The sequence below is a fragment of the Rhabdothermincola sediminis genome (assembly GCF_014805525.1).
Lineage (GTDB): Bacteria > Actinomycetota > Acidimicrobiia > Acidimicrobiales > Acidimicrobilacustridaceae > Rhabdothermincola > Rhabdothermincola sediminis.
On the sequence record NZ_JACFSZ010000001.1, the window covers coordinates 103,477 to 120,083 of the forward strand.

At 74.0% G+C, this 16,607-nt stretch carries 17 protein-coding genes; 10 read left to right on the forward strand and 7 right to left on the reverse strand.

All coding sequences use genetic code 11. The annotated features are described in order from the left end of the window. Positions 1–3: 3 nt before the first annotated feature. Both HZF19_RS00600 and HZF19_RS00605 read right to left on the reverse strand, forming a co-directional pair. Positions 4–888, reverse strand: coding sequence for a fructosamine kinase family protein (locus HZF19_RS00600; RefSeq protein ID WP_208026780.1), 885 nt, complete (start codon positions 886–888; stop codon positions 4–6). Next, positions 885–1,373: a low molecular weight protein-tyrosine-phosphatase gene (locus HZF19_RS00605; protein WP_372443423.1), complete on the reverse strand. Its 489-nt coding sequence runs from the start codon at positions 1,371–1,373 to the stop codon at positions 885–887. Before HZF19_RS00605 ends, HZF19_RS00600 begins: the two co-directional genes overlap by 4 nt. A gap of 531 nt (positions 1,374–1,904) precedes the next feature. On the opposite strand from HZF19_RS00605, the gene HZF19_RS00610 reads away from it, so the two are divergent. Genes HZF19_RS00610 through HZF19_RS00635 form a run of 6 tightly spaced genes read left to right on the forward strand, consistent with a single transcriptional unit; the run spans position 1,905 to position 8,549 of the window. Next, a complete protein-coding gene (locus tag HZF19_RS00610; RefSeq protein ID WP_208026782.1) occupies positions 1,905–2,876 on the forward strand; it encodes an SCO2322-related protein in 972 nt (323 codons plus the stop codon). Positions 2,877–2,917: 41 nt separating this feature from the next. Then, a complete protein-coding gene (locus tag HZF19_RS00615) occupies positions 2,918–4,093 on the forward strand; it encodes an energy-coupling factor transporter transmembrane component T (protein WP_208026783.1) in 1,176 nt (391 codons plus the stop codon). After that, positions 4,090–5,709, forward strand: coding sequence for an ABC transporter ATP-binding protein (locus HZF19_RS00620; protein WP_208026784.1), 1,620 nt, complete (start codon positions 4,090–4,092; stop codon positions 5,707–5,709). Before HZF19_RS00615 ends, HZF19_RS00620 begins: the two co-directional genes overlap by 4 nt. Next, positions 5,706–6,533: an ECF transporter S component gene (locus HZF19_RS17010; protein WP_235979054.1), complete on the forward strand. Its 828-nt coding sequence runs from the start codon at positions 5,706–5,708 to the stop codon at positions 6,531–6,533. Before HZF19_RS00620 ends, HZF19_RS17010 begins: the two co-directional genes overlap by 4 nt. A gap of 25 nt (positions 6,534–6,558) precedes the next feature. Then, on the forward strand, positions 6,559–7,530 hold the full coding sequence (locus tag HZF19_RS17015; protein WP_208026785.1) for a 2-hydroxyacid dehydrogenase: 972 nt from the start codon (positions 6,559–6,561) through the stop codon (positions 7,528–7,530). Further along, entirely contained in the window at positions 7,527–8,549 is a 1,023-nt protein-coding gene (locus tag HZF19_RS00635; RefSeq protein ID WP_208026786.1) for a TIM barrel protein, read from the forward strand. The genes HZF19_RS17015 and HZF19_RS00635 overlap by 4 nt, the downstream gene beginning before the upstream one ends. Before the next feature lie 7 nt (positions 8,550–8,556). On the opposite strand, the gene HZF19_RS00640 is transcribed toward HZF19_RS00635, so the two are convergent. After that, positions 8,557–9,408, reverse strand: coding sequence for a B12-binding domain-containing protein (locus HZF19_RS00640; RefSeq protein WP_208026787.1), 852 nt, complete (start codon positions 9,406–9,408; stop codon positions 8,557–8,559). A gap of 67 nt (positions 9,409–9,475) precedes the next feature. Between HZF19_RS00640 and fni the strand changes: the two genes are divergently transcribed. Further along, complete coding sequence (gene fni, locus HZF19_RS00645; RefSeq protein ID WP_208026788.1) at positions 9,476–10,582, forward strand: type 2 isopentenyl-diphosphate Delta-isomerase; 1,107 nt, start codon at positions 9,476–9,478, stop codon at positions 10,580–10,582. Here the strand turns inward: fni and HZF19_RS00650 are convergent. The 3 genes from HZF19_RS00650 to HZF19_RS00660 are packed head-to-tail and all read right to left on the reverse strand — an operon-like array spanning position 10,545 to position 14,058. Continuing rightward, complete coding sequence (locus HZF19_RS00650) at positions 10,545–11,447, reverse strand: phytoene/squalene synthase family protein (protein WP_208026789.1); 903 nt, start codon at positions 11,445–11,447, stop codon at positions 10,545–10,547. The two genes, fni and HZF19_RS00650, sit on opposite strands and share 38 nt — an antisense overlap. Continuing rightward, positions 11,444–12,928, reverse strand: coding sequence for a phytoene desaturase family protein (locus HZF19_RS00655; protein ID WP_208026790.1), 1,485 nt, complete (start codon positions 12,926–12,928; stop codon positions 11,444–11,446). Before HZF19_RS00655 ends, HZF19_RS00650 begins: the two co-directional genes overlap by 4 nt. A gap of 2 nt (positions 12,929–12,930) precedes the next feature. After that, positions 12,931–14,058 carry a polyprenyl synthetase family protein gene (locus tag HZF19_RS00660; protein WP_208026791.1) on the reverse strand — a complete coding sequence of 376 codons (1,128 nt, stop codon included), beginning with the start codon at positions 14,056–14,058 and terminating at the stop codon, positions 12,931–12,933. Positions 14,059–14,201: 143 nt separating this feature from the next. Between HZF19_RS00660 and HZF19_RS00665 the strand changes: the two genes are divergently transcribed. Genes HZF19_RS00665 through HZF19_RS00675 form a run of 3 tightly spaced genes read left to right on the forward strand, consistent with a single transcriptional unit; the run spans position 14,202 to position 15,401 of the window. After that, entirely contained in the window at positions 14,202–14,597 is a 396-nt protein-coding gene (locus HZF19_RS00665) for a lycopene cyclase domain-containing protein (protein ID WP_208026792.1), read from the forward strand. Continuing rightward, positions 14,590–14,913 carry a lycopene cyclase domain-containing protein gene (locus HZF19_RS00670; RefSeq protein ID WP_208026793.1) on the forward strand — a complete coding sequence of 108 codons (324 nt, stop codon included), beginning with the start codon at positions 14,590–14,592 and terminating at the stop codon, positions 14,911–14,913. The genes HZF19_RS00665 and HZF19_RS00670 overlap by 8 nt, the downstream gene beginning before the upstream one ends. After that, a complete protein-coding gene (locus HZF19_RS00675) occupies positions 14,910–15,401 on the forward strand; it encodes a sterol desaturase family protein (RefSeq protein ID WP_208026794.1) in 492 nt (163 codons plus the stop codon). The genes HZF19_RS00670 and HZF19_RS00675 overlap by 4 nt, the downstream gene beginning before the upstream one ends. On the opposite strand, the gene HZF19_RS00680 is transcribed toward HZF19_RS00675, so the two are convergent. Further along, positions 15,398–16,546 carry a CpaE/TadZ family protein gene (locus HZF19_RS00680; protein WP_208026795.1) on the reverse strand — a complete coding sequence of 383 codons (1,149 nt, stop codon included), beginning with the start codon at positions 16,544–16,546 and terminating at the stop codon, positions 15,398–15,400. The genes HZF19_RS00675 and HZF19_RS00680 overlap by 4 nt on opposite strands. Positions 16,547–16,607: the final 61 nt, after the last annotated feature.

Consider the following 16,607-nt stretch of genomic DNA (forward strand, 5'->3'; position numbering starts at 1 on the left):
CCCTCAGACGTAGCGACGGAGGGTCGCCAGCACGGAGGCGCCGTAGCCGCCACCGAAGAGGATGGTGTGCACCAGCAGCGGGTACAGCTGCCACAGCGCCACCCGCTCGGGCCATCCTCCGGCCAGCGGGTGGACCTCCTGGTAGGCGGCGAAGCAGCGATCGTCGAAGCCGCCGAAGAGCCGCATCATCGCCAGGTCCATCTCCCGGTGGCCGCCGTAGACGGCCGGGTCCACCAGCCACGGCCGGCCTGTGTGGTCCGCCAGGGCGTTGCCGGCCCAGAGGTCGCCGTGCAGCCGGGCGGGAGGTTCCTCGGGCCCCGCCAGCGACGGGAGCCTGGTGACCAGGCGGTCGAAGCTCGCGAGAGACTCGGAGGGCAGCCGACCGGCGGCGACGGCTCGCCGGGCGAGCGGGAGCAGGCGGCGATGCGCGTAGAACTCGGGCCAGGTCGGCAGCGGCGCGTTCGGCTGCGGCAGCGAGCCGATCACGTTGTCGTGGACGTACCCGAAGCCGGGCGCACCGGACCGGTGCAGTCCGGCGAGTCGACGACCGAGCTCCTCGTCGCTCGCCGGCGAGCGACGAGCGGTCTCGATCCATTCGAGGGCCAGGAACCTCCGGCCCAGGGTGGTCTCGCCGTCGCGCAGCGCCCGCACCTCGGGCACCCGCACGGTGCGGGTCTCCCGCAGCCAGTCGAGCCCGGCGGCCTCCGCGGCGAAGCTGCCCGCGGGCCCGCCCCGGTCGGTCTTGACGAACACCACCTCCCCGCTCGCCAGCACCATCCGGTGGGCATCGTTGATGTCGCCGCCGGTGACCCGCTCGACCGCGGTCACCCGCGACCGAAGGGCCCGCCCGACCTCGGCGGCGAGCCAGCCCTGCCCGGACACCCTCATCTCGTCAGGCGCTCGGCGCGCAGGTGCCCGAGCAGCCCCCGGCAGGCGGCGTCGATCTGGTCGAACGTGGTGGCGAACCCGCGGGTGCCGCCGTAGTAGGGGTCGGGCACCTCGAGGTCGCCGTCGGCGTGCGGGTCGAACTCCCGGAGGAGCCTGGCCTTGGACCGGTGGGCCACGGTCGGTGCCCGGTCGTGGAGCTCGGTGAGGTTCTGGCGGTCCATGGCCAGGACGAGGTCGAACCACTCGAAGTCGCCAGGGTGGAACTGACGGGCCCGGCCCGTGATCTCGATGCCTCGGCGGCGGGCCTCGGCCCGGGCGCGCTCGTCGGCCGGCTCACCGACGTGCCATCCGCCGATGCCCGCCGAGTCGACCTCGATGCGGTCGTCGAGCCCCGCCCGGTTGACGTGGTGGCGCATCACCGCCTCGGCCGTGGGCGAGCGGCAGATGTTGCCGAGGCACACGAAGAGGATCCGCACCGGCTCCACCGGGTCGTGCTGGCCCATCGACGCCAGTGTCGCGCGGTGCCCGTAGGCTGCCCGGCGGTGACGGGCTCGCACCACCCCGTGAGGTGAGCTGGCAGGCGCCGGTCACCATCGTGCTGGCCGGCGCCGGTGCGGCGCTCACCCGGTCGGCGCTGTGGGTGCGGCCGCCCCCGGCCGGCACCGTGCTCGCGGCCCGCGGCGCCCAGGCCAGGGGCACCCCCGTGCTGATCGTGAATCCCCGATCGGGCGGTGGTCGAGCCGAGGAGGACGGGCTGTGTCGGCTGGCGTCATCGATGGGCATCGAGGTGGTGGCGCTGGAGGAGGGAGCCGAGGGGCGGCGGTTGACGGGCCCGCCACACCTGTGGTGTTCTCGACCCGGTACGCGCCCTCGCAGGGGAAGCCGGTCGAAGTCCGGCGCTGACCCGCAACCGTGGGCCGGGCACGCTCGCTGCCCGGCAAGCCGGAATGCCTGCGAGAGCGAACGCTCCATCGGACACCGTCGAGGTTTGCGGGAGATGGGGCTCGGATCAGCCGGTGACCGGCTCCTCCGGGCTCTTCCACCCGGAGGAGGCAAGGGTGCAGATGATCCGCCCACCGTCGAGGCGCTCGGGCTCCACTCGGCGCGCGGTGGTGAGGGCACTCATGGCCCTGGCCGCCGTGCTGGCCGCCCTCGGGGTCGGCGATCCCGTGGGGGCGGCGGAGCTCTGCGGCGGATCGGCGCCCGCGGGCCACATCAGGGTGGCGGTGGTGGTCGACCACGGCACGGAACCGGACTCCCAGGGCACCATCTCGGTCCGGTGCCTCACGGTCGCGGACGGCTCCAGGGGCGCGGACCTGCTGCGCGAGCGCGCCGCGCTGCTCGGTCTCCCGCCACCCCGCTACGCGCCCAGCGGGCTGCTGTGCGCCCTCGACGGGTACCCCGAGGCACCGGAGTGCGCGCAGGGTTCGGGGGCCGTGCGCTACTGGTCCTACTGGTCGGGCAACGACGGGCACTGGGTGTACGGCAGCGGCAACCCGTTCACCCGCCGACTGCGGGACGGGGACATCGAGGGCTGGCGGTTCGTGCGTGCCACCGAAGCCCAGGCACCGCCGCCCCGGCTGTCCCCGGACCGGGCCGCGCTCTTCCCCCGCCCACCGGCGACCGACCCGACCGTGCCGGCAGGGAGCGGGGCGGCAGGCTCCCAGACCCCCCGGACCGGTCCGGCCCCGACCGGACCGAGCGCGGACCACCCGGCGGTCCCGGGAGCAGGCGCCGGTGGTGGGCCCGAGGCGCCGCCCAGCGCACTCACCGAAGGCGGGGAGGGGCGAGGCGCCGACCCCGGCCCGTCGAGCCCCACGGGCCCGCCGGCGAGCACCGGCGAGGCGGCACCGCCGATCGGTGAGCTGGCAGCCGGCGTGGAGCCGGGCGAAGGCGGCGTCCCCGCCGGAGCGGTCGCGGGGCTGGCGGTCGTGGTGATGGTGGGCGCGGCCGCGCTCGTGCGGTTCCGGCGGAGCAGCGGCTCGTGATCCGCCGCGCCCCGACGCCCGCTCCAGCCGGTCCGCCGGTCGTGCGCCGGCCCGTCTGGTGGCTCACCAGCCGCGTCCCCCGCCCGCTGCACCCGCTGGCGTGGTGGGCGTGGGCCGGGATGCTCGCCGCGGCCGCGCTGCGCACCACCAACCCCTTGCTGCTGGGGCTGGTCGCCAGCGTCGTGGCCTACACCGTGGCCGCCCGCCGCACCGGCGCACCCTGGGCCCGCTCCTTCGGCAGCTTCCTGCGCCTCGGGGTGATCGTCATCGTCATCCGGGTGGTGTTCGGGGCCCTGTTCGGGAACCGGGTGCCGGGCACCACGCTGTTCACCCTCCCCGAGGTCGAGCTGCCCGGGTGGGCTGCGGGGGTCAGCCTCGGCGGCCCTGTGACCGCCGAGGCCCTGGTGCTCGCCTTCCAGCAGGGCCTGCAGCTCGCGGTGCTCCTGATGTGCTTCGGTGCCGCCTCCTCGCTCACCAGCCCCTACCGCCTCCTGCGCTGCCTGCCTGCGGCGCTCTACGAGGTCGGGGTGGCGCTCACCGTCGCGCTGGCCTTCGCCCCCCAAGCCGTCATCTCGGCCGGCCGGGTGCGGGAGGCGCAGCGCCTGCGCGGCCGGCCGTCCCGGGGCTGGCGGTCCTGGCGTGGCATCGCCCTGCCGGTCCTCGAAGGCGCGCTCGACCGCGCCATCGCCTTGGCTGCGTCGATGGACGGGCGTGGCTACGGCCGCCGGGCGTCGGTCCCGCCGCGGGCGCGGGTCGCCTCCGCCGCACTCACCCTGGGAGGCCTGGTGGCGGTGGCGATCGGCACCTACGGACTGCTCGACGGTTCCGCGCCGTCGGGGTTGGGGCTGCCGGTCCTGGCGTTCGGTTCGCTGGCCCTGGTCGGCGCCCTGGTCACCGCGGGGAAGCGCAGCGTCCGCACCCGCTATCGGCCGGACCCGTGGAGCCGGCCGGAGTGGGTCACGGCCGCCAGCGGGGCCGCGGCGCTGGTCACGGTGGTCATCGCCGCCCGCCACGGCACCGCCCTGCACCCGTCCGTGCAGCCCCTGGAGGTGCCGACCCTCCCCCTGATCCCGGCCCTGGGCGTGCTCGGGGCCCTCGCCCCGGCCCATCTCGCACCCCCGGCGCCGGCGCAGGTCACCGGGGAGATCCGGCGACCGTCCCGGAGCACCGGCGAGCCGGCGCCCCTCGGCGCGCACCCCGAGGAGGCGGTGGCATGATCCGCTTCGAGCACGTGTCGTTCACCTACGCCGGCGCCACTACGCCCGTGCTGCAGGACGTCCAGCTGACCGTGCCCGAGGGCGAGCTGTGCCTGGTGGTGGGAGGGACCGGGTCGGGCAAGAGCACCCTGCTGCGGGCGGTCAACGGGCTGGTCCCGCGCTTCACCGGCGGCACGCTGTCCGGCACGGTGTCCGTCGCCGGACGGCGCACCGACGCCTACCCACCCCGGGAGCTCGCGGACGTGGTCGGCCTGGTGGGGCAGGACCCGGCCGCCGGCTTCGTCACCGACGTGGTCGAGGACGAGTTGGCCTACGCCCTCGAGAACCTCGGGGTCCCGCCGGCGGCGATGCGCAGGCGGGTGGAGGAGACCCTCGACCTGCTCGGCCTCGAGGACCTCCGTCATCGCCCCCTCACCGAGCTGTCCGGCGGGCAGCAGCAGCGGGTGGCGATCGCCGCGGTGCTCACCGCGGCGCCGCGGGTGCTGGTGCTCGACGAGCCCACCTCGTCGCTCGACCCGGCCGCGGCGGAGGACGTGCTCGCCGCGCTGTCCCGGTTGGTGCACGACCTCGGCCTCACGGTCCTCGTCGCCGAGCACCGCCTGGAGCGGGTGGTGCAGTTCGCGGACCGCGTCGTGTACCTCCCCGGCCCGGGGTGTCCCCCGCAGGTGGGCGAGCCGGCCGAGGTCATGCGGGCCAGCGCCGTGGCCCCGCCGGTGGTCGAGTTGGGGAGGCGGTGCCGCTGGGATCCGCTACCCCTGTCGGTGCGCGACGCCCGCCGGTTGGCCGCGCCGGTGCGGGATCGTCTCGCGGCGCTCCCCCCGCCCGCACCGAGAGTCGTCGTGGGTGACACCGTCGCCACCGTTGCCGGTCTGGTCGCGGCCTACGGGGCGCTGCCGGCCCTGCGCGGCGTCGACCTCGACCTGCGCCGGGGGGAGGTGGTCGCGCTCATGGGCCGCAACGGCGCCGGCAAGTCCACCCTGCTGGCCCACCTGGCCGGCTTGCGGGCCCCGCTCGGCGGGCAGGTGCGGATCGGTGGTCAGGCACCCCACCGGCTCCCCGGCGTGCAGGTGCTGCGTCTCGCCGGCCTGGTACCGCAGGACCCCGGTCTGCTGCTGTTCCACGACTCCGTGGCCGCCGAGTGCCGCACCGCGGATCGGGACCTGCGGCTGGCCGGCGGCACGACCGCCCGGTTGCTCGAGCGGCTCCTGCCGGGCATCGACCCCGCGGCTCACCCTCGCGACCTGTCCGAGGGTCAGCGGCTGGCGGTGGCGATGGCGGTGGTGCTGGCAGCGCAGCCCGCGCTGGTGCTGCTCGACGAACCGACCCGGGGGCTCGACTACGCGGCGAAGCACCGGCTGGTGGGGGTGCTGCGCGAGCTCGCCGCTGGTGGGCGCTCGGTGGTGCTCGCCACTCATGACGTGGAGGTCGCGGCGCAGGTCGCGGACCGGGTGGTGGTCCTCGCGGCCGGCGAGGTCGTCGCGGATGGCCCGGCTCGGGAGGTGGTGGTGCACTCGCCGGTGTTCGCCCCCCAGGTCGCCAAGGTGCTCGCCCCGGCGTCCTGGCTGACCGTGGACGAGGTCAACGCGGCCTTGGCCGCGGCGGGGAGCAGGCCGTGAGCGCGGGGCGCTCCCCGGCGAGCCGTCGGCCGGCGGCGGTGGTGCGGCTCCGGCCGCGGGCGTGGATCCTGCTGCTCGCCACGTCCGCGCTGGGGCTGGTGGCGTTCTGCTGGCCGCTGCTGGCCACGCCCCGGGGAACGGAGAACCTGGCCCATGCCGGCGATGCCCCGTGGATCTTTGTACTGCTCGTGCCGCTCCTGATCGCCGTGGTGGTGAGCGAACTGGCGGAGGGCCTGATCGACGCCAAGGCTGTGGCCCTGCTCGGGGTGTTGGCGGCGTGCGGGGCCGCGCTGCGGTTCCCGGGCGGCGGCGCCGCCGGATTCGAGCCGGTGTTCTTCCTCCTCGTGCCCGCCGGGCGGGTACTGGGCCGGGGACTGGGCTTCGTCCTCGGGGCCTTCACGCTGTTCGCTTCCGCTCTGCTCACGGGAGGCGTGGGGCCGTGGCTGCCGTTCCAGATGTTCGGCGCGGCCTGGATCGGGTTCTTCGCCGGTTGCCTGCCCCCCGCCAGAGGCCGGGCGGAGATCGCGCTCCTCGCCGGGTACGCCGCCGTGGCCTCGCTGGCGTACGGGCTGCTGCTCAACCTGTGGTTCTGGCCCTTCGTCGCCGGTGGCGACACCGCCATCTCGTTCGTGCCGGGTGCCCCGCTGGCCGAGAACCTCAGGCGGTTCTGGGCCTTCCACCTGGCCACCTCGCTGGGCTTCGACATCCCCCGGGCGGTGTTTACCGCCACCTTCCTGGTGGTCGCCGGTCGGCCGCTGCTCGGCGCGCTTCGGCGGGCGACCCGGCGAGCGGCCTTCGGGGCCCCGGTCGAGTTCGCCGGCTGAGCGGCGAGATGGCCAGACTCACAGGGTGCCCACGGTGCTCGTCACCCGTCGCTTACCGCCGCCGGGCACCGCGGCGTTGCGCGACGCAGGGGTGGAGGTCCGGGAGTCACCCTCCGACGCCCCCCTGGACCGTGGCGAGCTGCTGGTTGGGGTGCGCGACGTGGACGCCCTGCTGTGCATGCTCACCGACCGGGTCGACGCGGAGGTCTTCGATGCCGCGCCGTCGCTGTCGATCGTCGCCAACTTCGCGGTGGGGTTCGACAACGTCGACGTGGCCGAGGCCGCGCGACGGGGGATCGTGGTCACCAACACCCCCGACGTCCTCACCGAGGCCACCGCGGATCTCGCCTGGGCGCTGCTGCTCGCGGCGGCTCGGCGGGTCGGCGAGGGCGATCGACTGGTGCGCACCGGGAGCTGGACCGGCTGGAGCCCCACCCAGCTGCTCGGGGCCCCGGTCCACGGCGCCACCCTGGGCATCGTCGGGCTGGGGCGGATCGGCACCGCGGTGGCCCGCCGGGCCCGGGGATTCGACATGGACGTCTGCTACACCAGCCGGCGGCGCCACGAGGCGGCGGAGGCCGAGACAGGGGCCCGGTACGTGACGCTCGGGGAGCTGCTGCGCACCAGCGACGTGGTCTCGCTGCACGCCCCCCTGGGCGAGACCACTCGTCACCTCATCGACGAGGCCGCGCTCGGTTCCATGAAGCCCACGGCCGTGCTCGTGAACACCGCCCGAGGGGCGCTGGTCGACGAAGATGCCCTGGTGCGGGCGCTGCGGGACGGGACGATCGCTGCTGCCGGTCTCGACGTGTTCGAGCACGAGCCGGCGCTGGCGGCAGGCCTGCGGGATCTGCCGAACGTGGTGCTCGCCCCGCACATCGGCTCGGCGACCACCCAGGCCCGGGCGGCGATGGTCAAGCTGTGCTGCGAGAACATCGTCAGGGTGCTCGCCGGCCGCCCCCCGCTGACGCCGGTGCGCCCCGAGGCCACCGGATGAGCGAGGCACCGGCGCCGGCCGGCAACCCGCTGGGGGTGATGGTCCCGCAGCTGTTCTGCGGCCCGGGCAACGACGGGTCGACCCTCCGTGGCGCGGTCGCCGCCGACTACCTGGTGCCCCATCTGGCCCGGTTGCCCGGCGAAGGGTTCGGCGCGGTCGAGTTGGCCCGCATGCACGGGCGAGCGTTGCGGGCGCGGGTGGCCGAGGCCGTCGCCGGGCTCGACGTCACCTTCGGGGCGTACGTGACCCAGTTGCTGAACGTGGAGCGTCTGCACCCGTTCGACCTGTCGCACCCCGAGGAGCGCGAGCGCCGGCGGGCCGTCGAGCGCCTCCGGGTCTGCCTGCGTGAAGCCGAGCAGCTCGCCGCCCGGCGGGTGGGGGTGATGTCGGGCCGGGACCCGCTGCTGGCCGGCGAGGCGCCCGGCTCGCCGGCCCGCGCCCGGCCGCCGGCCGGGGGTGACGATCTGCGGGCCCGGCACCGTGATGCCCTGGTGCGCTCACTGGTGGAGCTGGCGGGGGAGACGGCGCTCGACGTGGTCGTGATGGCCTTCGATCGCCAACCCTCACCGGCGGCGGTGCCGGGCGCGTACAAGGGGGCCTTGCTCGGGCCGGTGGACGAGGTGGTCGAGGTGGTGGCTCGGGCTCGGGACCAGGGGGCCACGAACGTATGGGTCGCGCTCGACACGGCACACCTCCGCGAGAACGGTGAGGGCCCGCGCGAGCTGGCCGGTGCGGTGGGCCTGCTGGGGCTGCTCCACGTCTCGAACTGTGTGGTCGACCCTGGTGCACCCGATGCCGCCGCTCGCCTGGGTGACCGTCACCCTGCCTTCGGTTGCCCCGGTTCAGCGGTAGATGCGGCCACGCTCGCGGGGTGCGCCCGAGCCATCGCCGGGCGGTACCAGGGTCCGGTGACCTTCGAGATCCGTCCCGTCGGCGACGAGGACCCCTGGGTGCTGCTCGGCCAGGCTCGTGCTGCCTGGGAGGCGGCGGTGAGGACGGTGGCCGCCGGGTCGTCCTGAGGTCCGCTCACGCCGGCTGGTCACGACCCGGCCGGTTCCGCTGCTGGGCGAGCTGGTCGAACAGCTCGACCGCCTCGGGCGCCGACGCGCTGTGGTGGTCCGCTCCCAGCTGGCGTGCCCGGGCGGGCGTAGGTACGGCGGCCCCACCGAGGACGATCGGCGCCAAGCCCTGATCGCGCACCGCGGCGACCGCGGAGCGGATCCCGTCGTCGTTGCCGGTGCGCGTCGCCGCGATGCCCACGGCCACCAGCCGCTCGGCGTGTTCGGCGGCATCGGTGAAGGACTCCGCGGGTGTGTCCGCACCGAGGTCGATCACCGAGAAGCCCCGGGAGCGGAGCAGGTCGGCGACCAGGGCGGAGGGGATGCCGTGGTGGTCGCCGGGCGGTGCGCCCAGCACCACCGTGCCCCGGGTGCGGCCCCGGCGACGGAACAGGGGGCCGAGCCGGCCGATGAGCCGGAGCACGACCGCGGAGGCCTGGTGCTCCTGGGCGACGCTGATCGTTCCCGCGGCCCAGTCATCTCCGATGGCCGCGAGCGCGGGGGCGATGAGGTCGAGATACAGCTCCTCGGCGGGCATCCCCGCGGCCAGCGCGTCCTGCAGCACGATCCACGCGCCTGGTTCGTCCGCGACCACTAGGCGGCCCGCGAGCCGCCGGGGGTAGTCGCGCCGGCGGGAGGCGCGACCGCTCGGCGCTTCTCGCGGTCGGCCCAGCCGGCGCACGTCGCTGGGGTCGACCAGCCAGATCCCGTCGGCCTTGCTGGCCGGCAGCCGGCCGGTGCGCACGTAGCGGTAGGCCGTCATGTAGTGGACGCCGAGCCGGCGGGCGGCCTCTTCGAGGGTGATGGGCGGTTCGCTCACCCAGGTCTCATTCGTGCAGACACCCGATACAGTTTAGCGCTAAATCAGGCCCCCATGAGGAGCTGCGATGGGCACCACCAACCCCAGTCCGACCGCTCGAGTCGTCGAAGCCCGCAAGGCTCACCACCTGGCGCTGGCACTGAGCTCCGGCTCGCAGTCGGCCCTGGACCCGGGTTGGGACGACGTGCATCTCGTGCCGGCTTCGCTACCCGAGCTGTCGCTCGACGAGATCGATCTCTCGACCACCCTCTTGGGGCACCGCCTGGCGGCGCCGGTGGTGCTCGCACCGATGACGGGCGGGTATCCCGATGCCTCGCGGGTCAACGCGGTGCTGGGCGAGGCCGCGGAACATCTCGGGTTGGCGGTGGGCGTGGGCAGTCAGCGGGCCGCGCTGCTCGCGACCGAACTTGTCCCCACCTACACCGCGGTGCGGGCCCGGGCGGCAACGGCGCCGGTCTTCGCCAACATCGGGGCATGCCAGCTGGTCGATCAACCCGGGTCGCCGGCGCTCGGGCGGGACGAGATCCTACGGGTCATCGAGATGGTGCGCGCCGACGTGCTCACCGTTCACCTCAACGTCGTGCAGGAGCTGCTCCAGCCCGAGGGCGATCGCCGCACTGACTCGCTCGCCCGGGCGATCGCCGCCGTCGTGGACTGGTCGCCCGTGCCGGTGCTGGTGAAGGAGACCGGTGCGGGGATGACGCGAGAGTCGGCCGGCCTTCTCGCTGCCGCCGGCGTGGCCGCCTTGGACGTCGGGGGCGCGGGTGGCACCAGCTTCGCCCGGATCGAGGGTGCCCGAGCAGCGCGAGCCGGAGATGACCGCCGAGCGGAGCTAGGCCGGGTCTTCGCCGATTGGGGGCTGCCGACCGCGGCATCGGTGTTCGAGGTCCGTGGCACCGGCCTGCCGGTGGTGGCCACCGGCGGGGTCCGGACCGGTCTCGACGCGGCTAAAGCGTTGGCGATCGGCGCGGTGGTGGTCGGCGTGGGCCGGGTGGCGATCAGAGCGGCGGTGCGCGGCACCGAGGAGCTGGTGGCGCGACTCGAGCAGCTGCTGGATGAGTTGCGGCTGGCGATGTTGTTGACCGGTTCCCGCACGCCGGCCGATCTGCGCCGATCCCCTCCGGTGCTGACCGGCTTCACCTCGGAGTGGGTCCGCCAACGGGCTCTGTGCTGACCACCGCCGTGGTGGGCCACCGCGAGACGAGCAACGCCCGAGCCACCGCTACCGCCTTGCGGGCCGCCGGGACCCGAGCCCGCATGCTGAATACGTCGTAGCCATTGCGCTCGATCTCGCGGAGGATTCCCCCGTAGAGCGTGCTGGCGGTGGCGATGCAGCGCGCCGACGAGGGCGGCAGGAACGCGATGCCCCGCTCCGCCTCGGCGTAGAGGGCGCGGGCCCGTTCGATCTCGAAGCGCATGAGCGCCACCCACGCCGGGTCGACCCGCCGCCGGGCCGGGTCCGCGCCGAAGGCCCGCAGATCCTCCTGGGGGAGATAGACCCGACCCCGGTCGAGGTCCTCGCCCACGTCCCGGAGGAAGTTGGTGAGCTGGAACGCCTCGCCCAGCGCGCGGGCGGGGCGGACGGCCGCGGTGCCCGACGGCTCGAGCAGTGGGAGCATCATCTCACCGATGACCGACGCCGAGCCGTCCATGTAGTCCTGTAGGTCGGCGTACGTCTCGTACCGCTCGACGGTCAGGTCCATGGCCATCGAGCGCAGGAAGCGGCGGAAGAGGTCGGCGTCGATGTCGAACGCGTGCACGGTGTGCACCACCGCCTTGAGGACGGGGTGCTCAGAGCGGCCGGCGGCCAGATCGGCGAAGAAGTGTTCGGCGAGCCGGTCGAGGGCGGCTCGCCGGTCATCGACCGAACGCCAGCCGGGCGCGTCCACGATCTCGTCCGCGAACCGGCAGAAGGCGTACAGCGCCCACACGTGGTGGCGCTTGACCGCGGGCAGCACGAAACCGGCCCAGTAGTAGGTGGTGCCGTGCCGGCGGTTCAGGTCCCGGCACACGGCGTAGGACTGCTCGAGGGTGATCATCGGCGCCCCGACGCTTCGAGGGCCGACACCCGCCGGGCAGCCAGCTTGCCCGACAGCAACACCATCGGCACGCCCACCCCGGGCACCGTCCCGGAGCCGCTGAAGACCAGGCCCGGCGCTCGCCGGTCGACGTTCGGGGGCCGGAACGGGCCGGTCTGGAAGAAGGCGTGCGAGAGCGCGAACGGCGTGCCCCGCTCGAGGCCCTGCCGCTCCCAGTCGAGCGGGTCGACCAGTGCCTCGACCTCCACGTCGGTGGGGTAGCCCAGCGTCGCGAGCCGCTCGTAGAGGCCGTCCCGCACCCGTGATCGCTCACGGAGCCAGTCGATGCGCCCGTCGAGGTTGGGAACCGGCTCAAGCACATAGAGAGTGTGACGTTCCGGTGGGGCCATCGCGGGGTCGTCGCGGGTGGGGATGGTCACCAACATCGACGGGTCGGGCATCCGGGTCCCGTCTTCGAGCAGGGCCCGGAACGCACCGGCCCACTGCCGGCCGAAGTGGATGTTGTGGTGGGCGGCGCCGACCGGGAGCTCGCCGCGCACGCCCACGTGCCACACGACGCACGAGGGCGAATAGGTGCCCCTGCGGGTGACCCGGGGAGGGGCGAGGCCCGGCAGCAGGGTGCGGTAGGCGACGGGTAGGTCGGCGTTGCAGACCACCGCGTCGACCCGGAGGATCTCGCCGTCGTCGAGGCGCACGCCGCGCACCGGACCGCTGCTGCCGTGCGCCAGCAGGATGCGCTCGACCCCGGTGCGGTAGTGGAAGGTCACGCCGGCCTTCTCGGCGGCGGCGGCGAGGGCGGCGGGGAGCGCGTGCATGCCGCCTTCGGGCACGTAGACCCCGGCCACGGTGTCCATGTAGGTGATGACGCCGTAGAGCGCCAGGGCCTCGTAAGGCGCGAGCCCCGCGTACATGGACTGGAAGCCGAAGACCCGGTGCAGGCGCTCGTCGCCGAAGAACTGCTCCAGCTTGCTGGCGAGGCGGCGGAAGCCGCCCAGGCGGGCCAACTGCACGCCGGCCCGCAGCGGCCGAGCCAGGTCCAGCACCGAGTCGTAGTTCCGGTCGATGAAGTGCGGAAGCTCGACATCGTGGAGCGCGGTCAGCCAGTCGCAGAACCGGTGGAAGGCCGCGGCCTCGCGGGGCCCGCAGACCTCGTCGATCTCGGCTGCCATGGCTTCGCGCCCATGGCGCACATGCAGCACCGTACCGTCGGCGAATGAGGCCAGGTACATGGGATCGACCCTCCGGAAGGACACGAAGTCGGGGCGGCTCAGCCCGACGGCGTCGAAGCACTCGTCGGCGAGCTCGGGCATGGTGAGCACCGTCGGTCCGGTGTCGAACTGGTAGCCATCGATGATCAGGCGACCGGCTCGCCCCCCGGGGGTGTCGCCCCGTTCGAGGACCGTCACCTGGTGGCCGGCGCCCGCGAGGTGGCAGGCAGCCGACAGCCCGCCCAGGCCGGCCCCGACGATCGCGACCCGCATCGTCAATGCTCCCGGTGCACGACGAAGGCCGCGGCCTCGGTGAGGGATCGGGCCGCGTGGGGCGGGAGCGAGTCGATGGCGAGGGCCCGGACCGCGTCGCCGGCGAGCCGCTCGATGCGCTCCTCGATCGCCTCCACGGCGCCGGTCCGGATCAAGGCCGCCTGGATGTCCGCCACGGCGGCGTCGTCGAGGCCCGGCGCACCGGCCGTCTCGAGCACCTGCCGGTCATGGGCGCTGGCCCGCTCCAGGGCGAGGGCGAGCAGCGGCGTGGGCTTGCCGTCGCGCAGGTCCGCGCCCACCGGTTTGCCGACGGTGTCGGGCTGCCCGAAGGCGCCGAGTAGATCGTCGCGCAGCTGGAACGCCAGCCCGAGCGCCCGGCCATAGGTGCTGAGTGCGTGGTGGATCGGGAACGGTGCTTCGGCCAGCGTGGCGCCGATCCGCAACGGCCACTCGATGGTGTAGCGGGCGGACTTCAGCACGGCGATGCGCTCCGCTTGCGCGACGCCGGGGCGGCCGTGGGCGGTGCGCAGGACGTCGAGGTACTGGCCCATCATCAGTTCCGCCTGCATCTCCCGCCACAGCGGCTGCACGACCGGGGGGAGCTTGCCGGCGAGGTGCTCCGCCCAGGCGTGCGCGAGGTCACCGATCAGGATGGCGACGCTCTCCCCGAACCGGCGGCTCTCACCCCGGGCGCGCAGGAGCTGGTGCTGGGCTTCGAAGCGCACGTGCGTGGTGGTCCGGCCGCGGCGGGTGAACGAGCCATCCATCACGTCGTCGTGGATCAGGGCGAAGGCGTGCAGCAGCTCGAGCGCCGCACCCGCATCGTCGAGCTGCTCGCGTCCGGGAGAGGCGTCGGGATCGGCCCCACCGGCCTCGAAGCCGAGCCGGCAGAAGGCCGGGCGTAGGCGCTTGCCGCCGGCGAGGACCGCGTCCGAGAGTGCTTCGAGGGGTGCGGCGAGGTCGGGGTCGAGCGCGGTCCAGCGCGCGTACTGGTCGGCGAGGAAGCGGCCGAGGTGCTCGTCGATCCTCGCTCCGGCGTACCGGATGGCGGCCGGAGCGGCGACCGGAGCAGCGACCGGCCGGGCACTCCCGGATGGGAGAACGGGAGGTTGGGTAAAGGTGAGGGTCACAGGTGGTCCTTCGCAGTTGCGGGCCGGTGCCCGGAGTGCAGGCCGGTTGGCGCTGCACGTATTTAGCACTAAACTCTAGCCCGGACGCTCCGCAGTCCCACCCCCGGAGGGCAGGAAATCCACCCTCGACCAGACCATCGACCATGGACCGCTTCCAGTACCTCGCCCTGATGGGTCTGTGCCTCGCGCTGACCCTCCCTCTCGAGTTCGCCTTCCGGGCCCGGGTCTACCGGCGCCCCCGGCGGCTGCTGCGGACGCTGGCGCCCGTGGTCGGTGTCTTCTACGTCTGGGACGCGGTGGCGATCGCCCGCGGGCACTGGTGGTTCGACCGGCGGTACGTGACCGGGGTCGAGCTCCCGCTCGGGGTGCCGCTGGAGGAGCTGGTGTTCTTCGTGGCCATCCCCCTGTGCGCGCTCCTGACCTTCGAAGCCGTACGCAACCTGCTGGAAGGGACGGCGCCACGTGATCGGCGGGGCGAGCACTCGATCGAGGCGGCCAGCGCGGGCGCCGATCTCTCGGGAGGGCGGGGCGGTGGCTGAGTACACGGCGCTCGCCGTCACCGCGGTGGTCGCGATCGTGGCCCTCGAGCTCGCCGTGCTGCGCACCGGACTGTTCCGCCGACCCGCCTACTGGGTGACCATCGGCATCTGCGCGGCGTTCATGGTGCCGGTCAACGGGTGGCTGACCAAGCTGTCGGCCCCCATCGTGTGGTACTCGCCGGCGATGCGCACCGGCTGGCGCTTCCCGCTGGACATCCCCGTCGAGGACTTCGCGTTCGGCTTCGCCCTGCTCACCCTGGTGCTCCTGTCGTGGTGGCGAGCCGGCATCCAGGGATCGACCGAGGATCGGCCGTGAGCCCCGGGTGGTCGTTCGCGGCCATCGCCCTGCTGGCCTTCGCCGTGATGGAGCCGATCACCTACGCCGTGCATCGCTGGGTGATGCACGGGCCGGGGATGGCGTGGCATGCGAGCCATCACCGGGCTCGCCGCGGGCGGTTCGAGCGAAACGACCTGTTCCCCGTGTGCTTCGGTCTGCTCACGGTCGCCGTCCTCATCGCGGGGAAGGCTGTGCCCGCTCTGGCGGTGCTCCTGCCGGTAGGAGCCGGCATCACGGCCTACGGAGTGGCGTACCTCGTCGTGCACGACCTCTACGCCCATCGCCGGTTCGTGCGGCTCCCCCGAGGGCTCCCCGTGCTCGAGCGGCTGGCCGCGGCCCACCGGGTGCACCACCGAAGCTCCGGGGAGCCGTACGGGTTCCTGGTGCCGTTCAGGTCGTTCAGGGCCGGAGCGTCGGCAGCAACGGCACGGCGAGTGACGGCTCGCGATCGTGCCGGCCGGGACTAGGAGGGCGCGCCGCGCGACCAGGAGCCGGCGAGGCGGGCCATCGCCTCGCGGAACGGGCGTGAGCCCGCCGTGGGGGTCACCGCCAGGTTCGCATCGGCCGGCACCACGGTGGCCAGCGGCAGGCCGATGGCGTGGGCGATGTCGTGCGGGTCGGGCACGGTGCCGTGCGGCCCCTCCGCGAAGCGGTTCAGAACCAGTTGCATGTTCGGCGGCTGGCAGAACAGCTCGGCGATCACCTTGGCGTTCTTGACGCTGCTGAGCGAGGTCCGGCTCACGAGCAGGAGGTGGTCGGCGGTCGACACCAGACCTGCCTCCGCCACCAGCGCGATGGGCACGTCGGCGACGACCACGTCCACCCGGTGGGCCAACCCGTCGACCAAGGCGAGCAACGCGGGGCCGCCGAGCGGGGTGAGCGGGTCCAGCGGGCGGGGCGGCAGCACGACGTCGAGGCCGGTCGGGGCGTCGTGATGGGTGATCCGCGCCACGTCCGGAATCTCCGCGGTGAGCCCGGCGGCGTCCGGCGGGTGCAGGCCGAGCCGCAGCGCGAGATCGCCCAGTCCCGGGTCTCCCTCCAGCAGCGCCACCCGGAGGCGGCTGCCGGGACCGGTGCCGGTGCCACCGTCGGACGCGGACACCAAGTGGAGCGCGACCCCGAGCGCGACGGTGGTGGCACCTTCACCCGCTTTCGCTCCGGTGACGGCCACCAGCCGGGGTCGCGGCCCCGGCCCCTTTTCTGCCGACCCTGTCGTGGCGAGGGCCCGCGTCTGCTCGAACAGCTCGGTGGCTCGCCGGGCGATGGCGTCCGCCGGCAGGTCGCTCGGCTCGACCTCGTGGATGCCCGCCCGCAGCGCGGACAACGCCACCTGGTCGAGGTTGTCGAGGACAGCGAGGAACCGGACCGCGGGGAACGACGCCCGGAACGCCACGAGGTGTTCGAGCGCGTCGTCGAGCGCGTGGGGACCGAGCACCACCACCGCCGGCGCGGACGGGGTGAGCACATCGGCGGCCTCCAGCAGCGTGGCCGCGCTGTGGGTGTTGAGCCCACGGAACTCGTTCGCGTGCTCGACCCGCCAGAGCAGGTCGGGCTCCACCACGACCAGGTCGACGTCCTGGATCCCGTCGGCGTCGGAATCACGGCTGGCCATGCCCCATCTTCGACGCTCGCCGCGCCGCCCACCAATCCGGCTCCGATCCGGCTAGACAAAG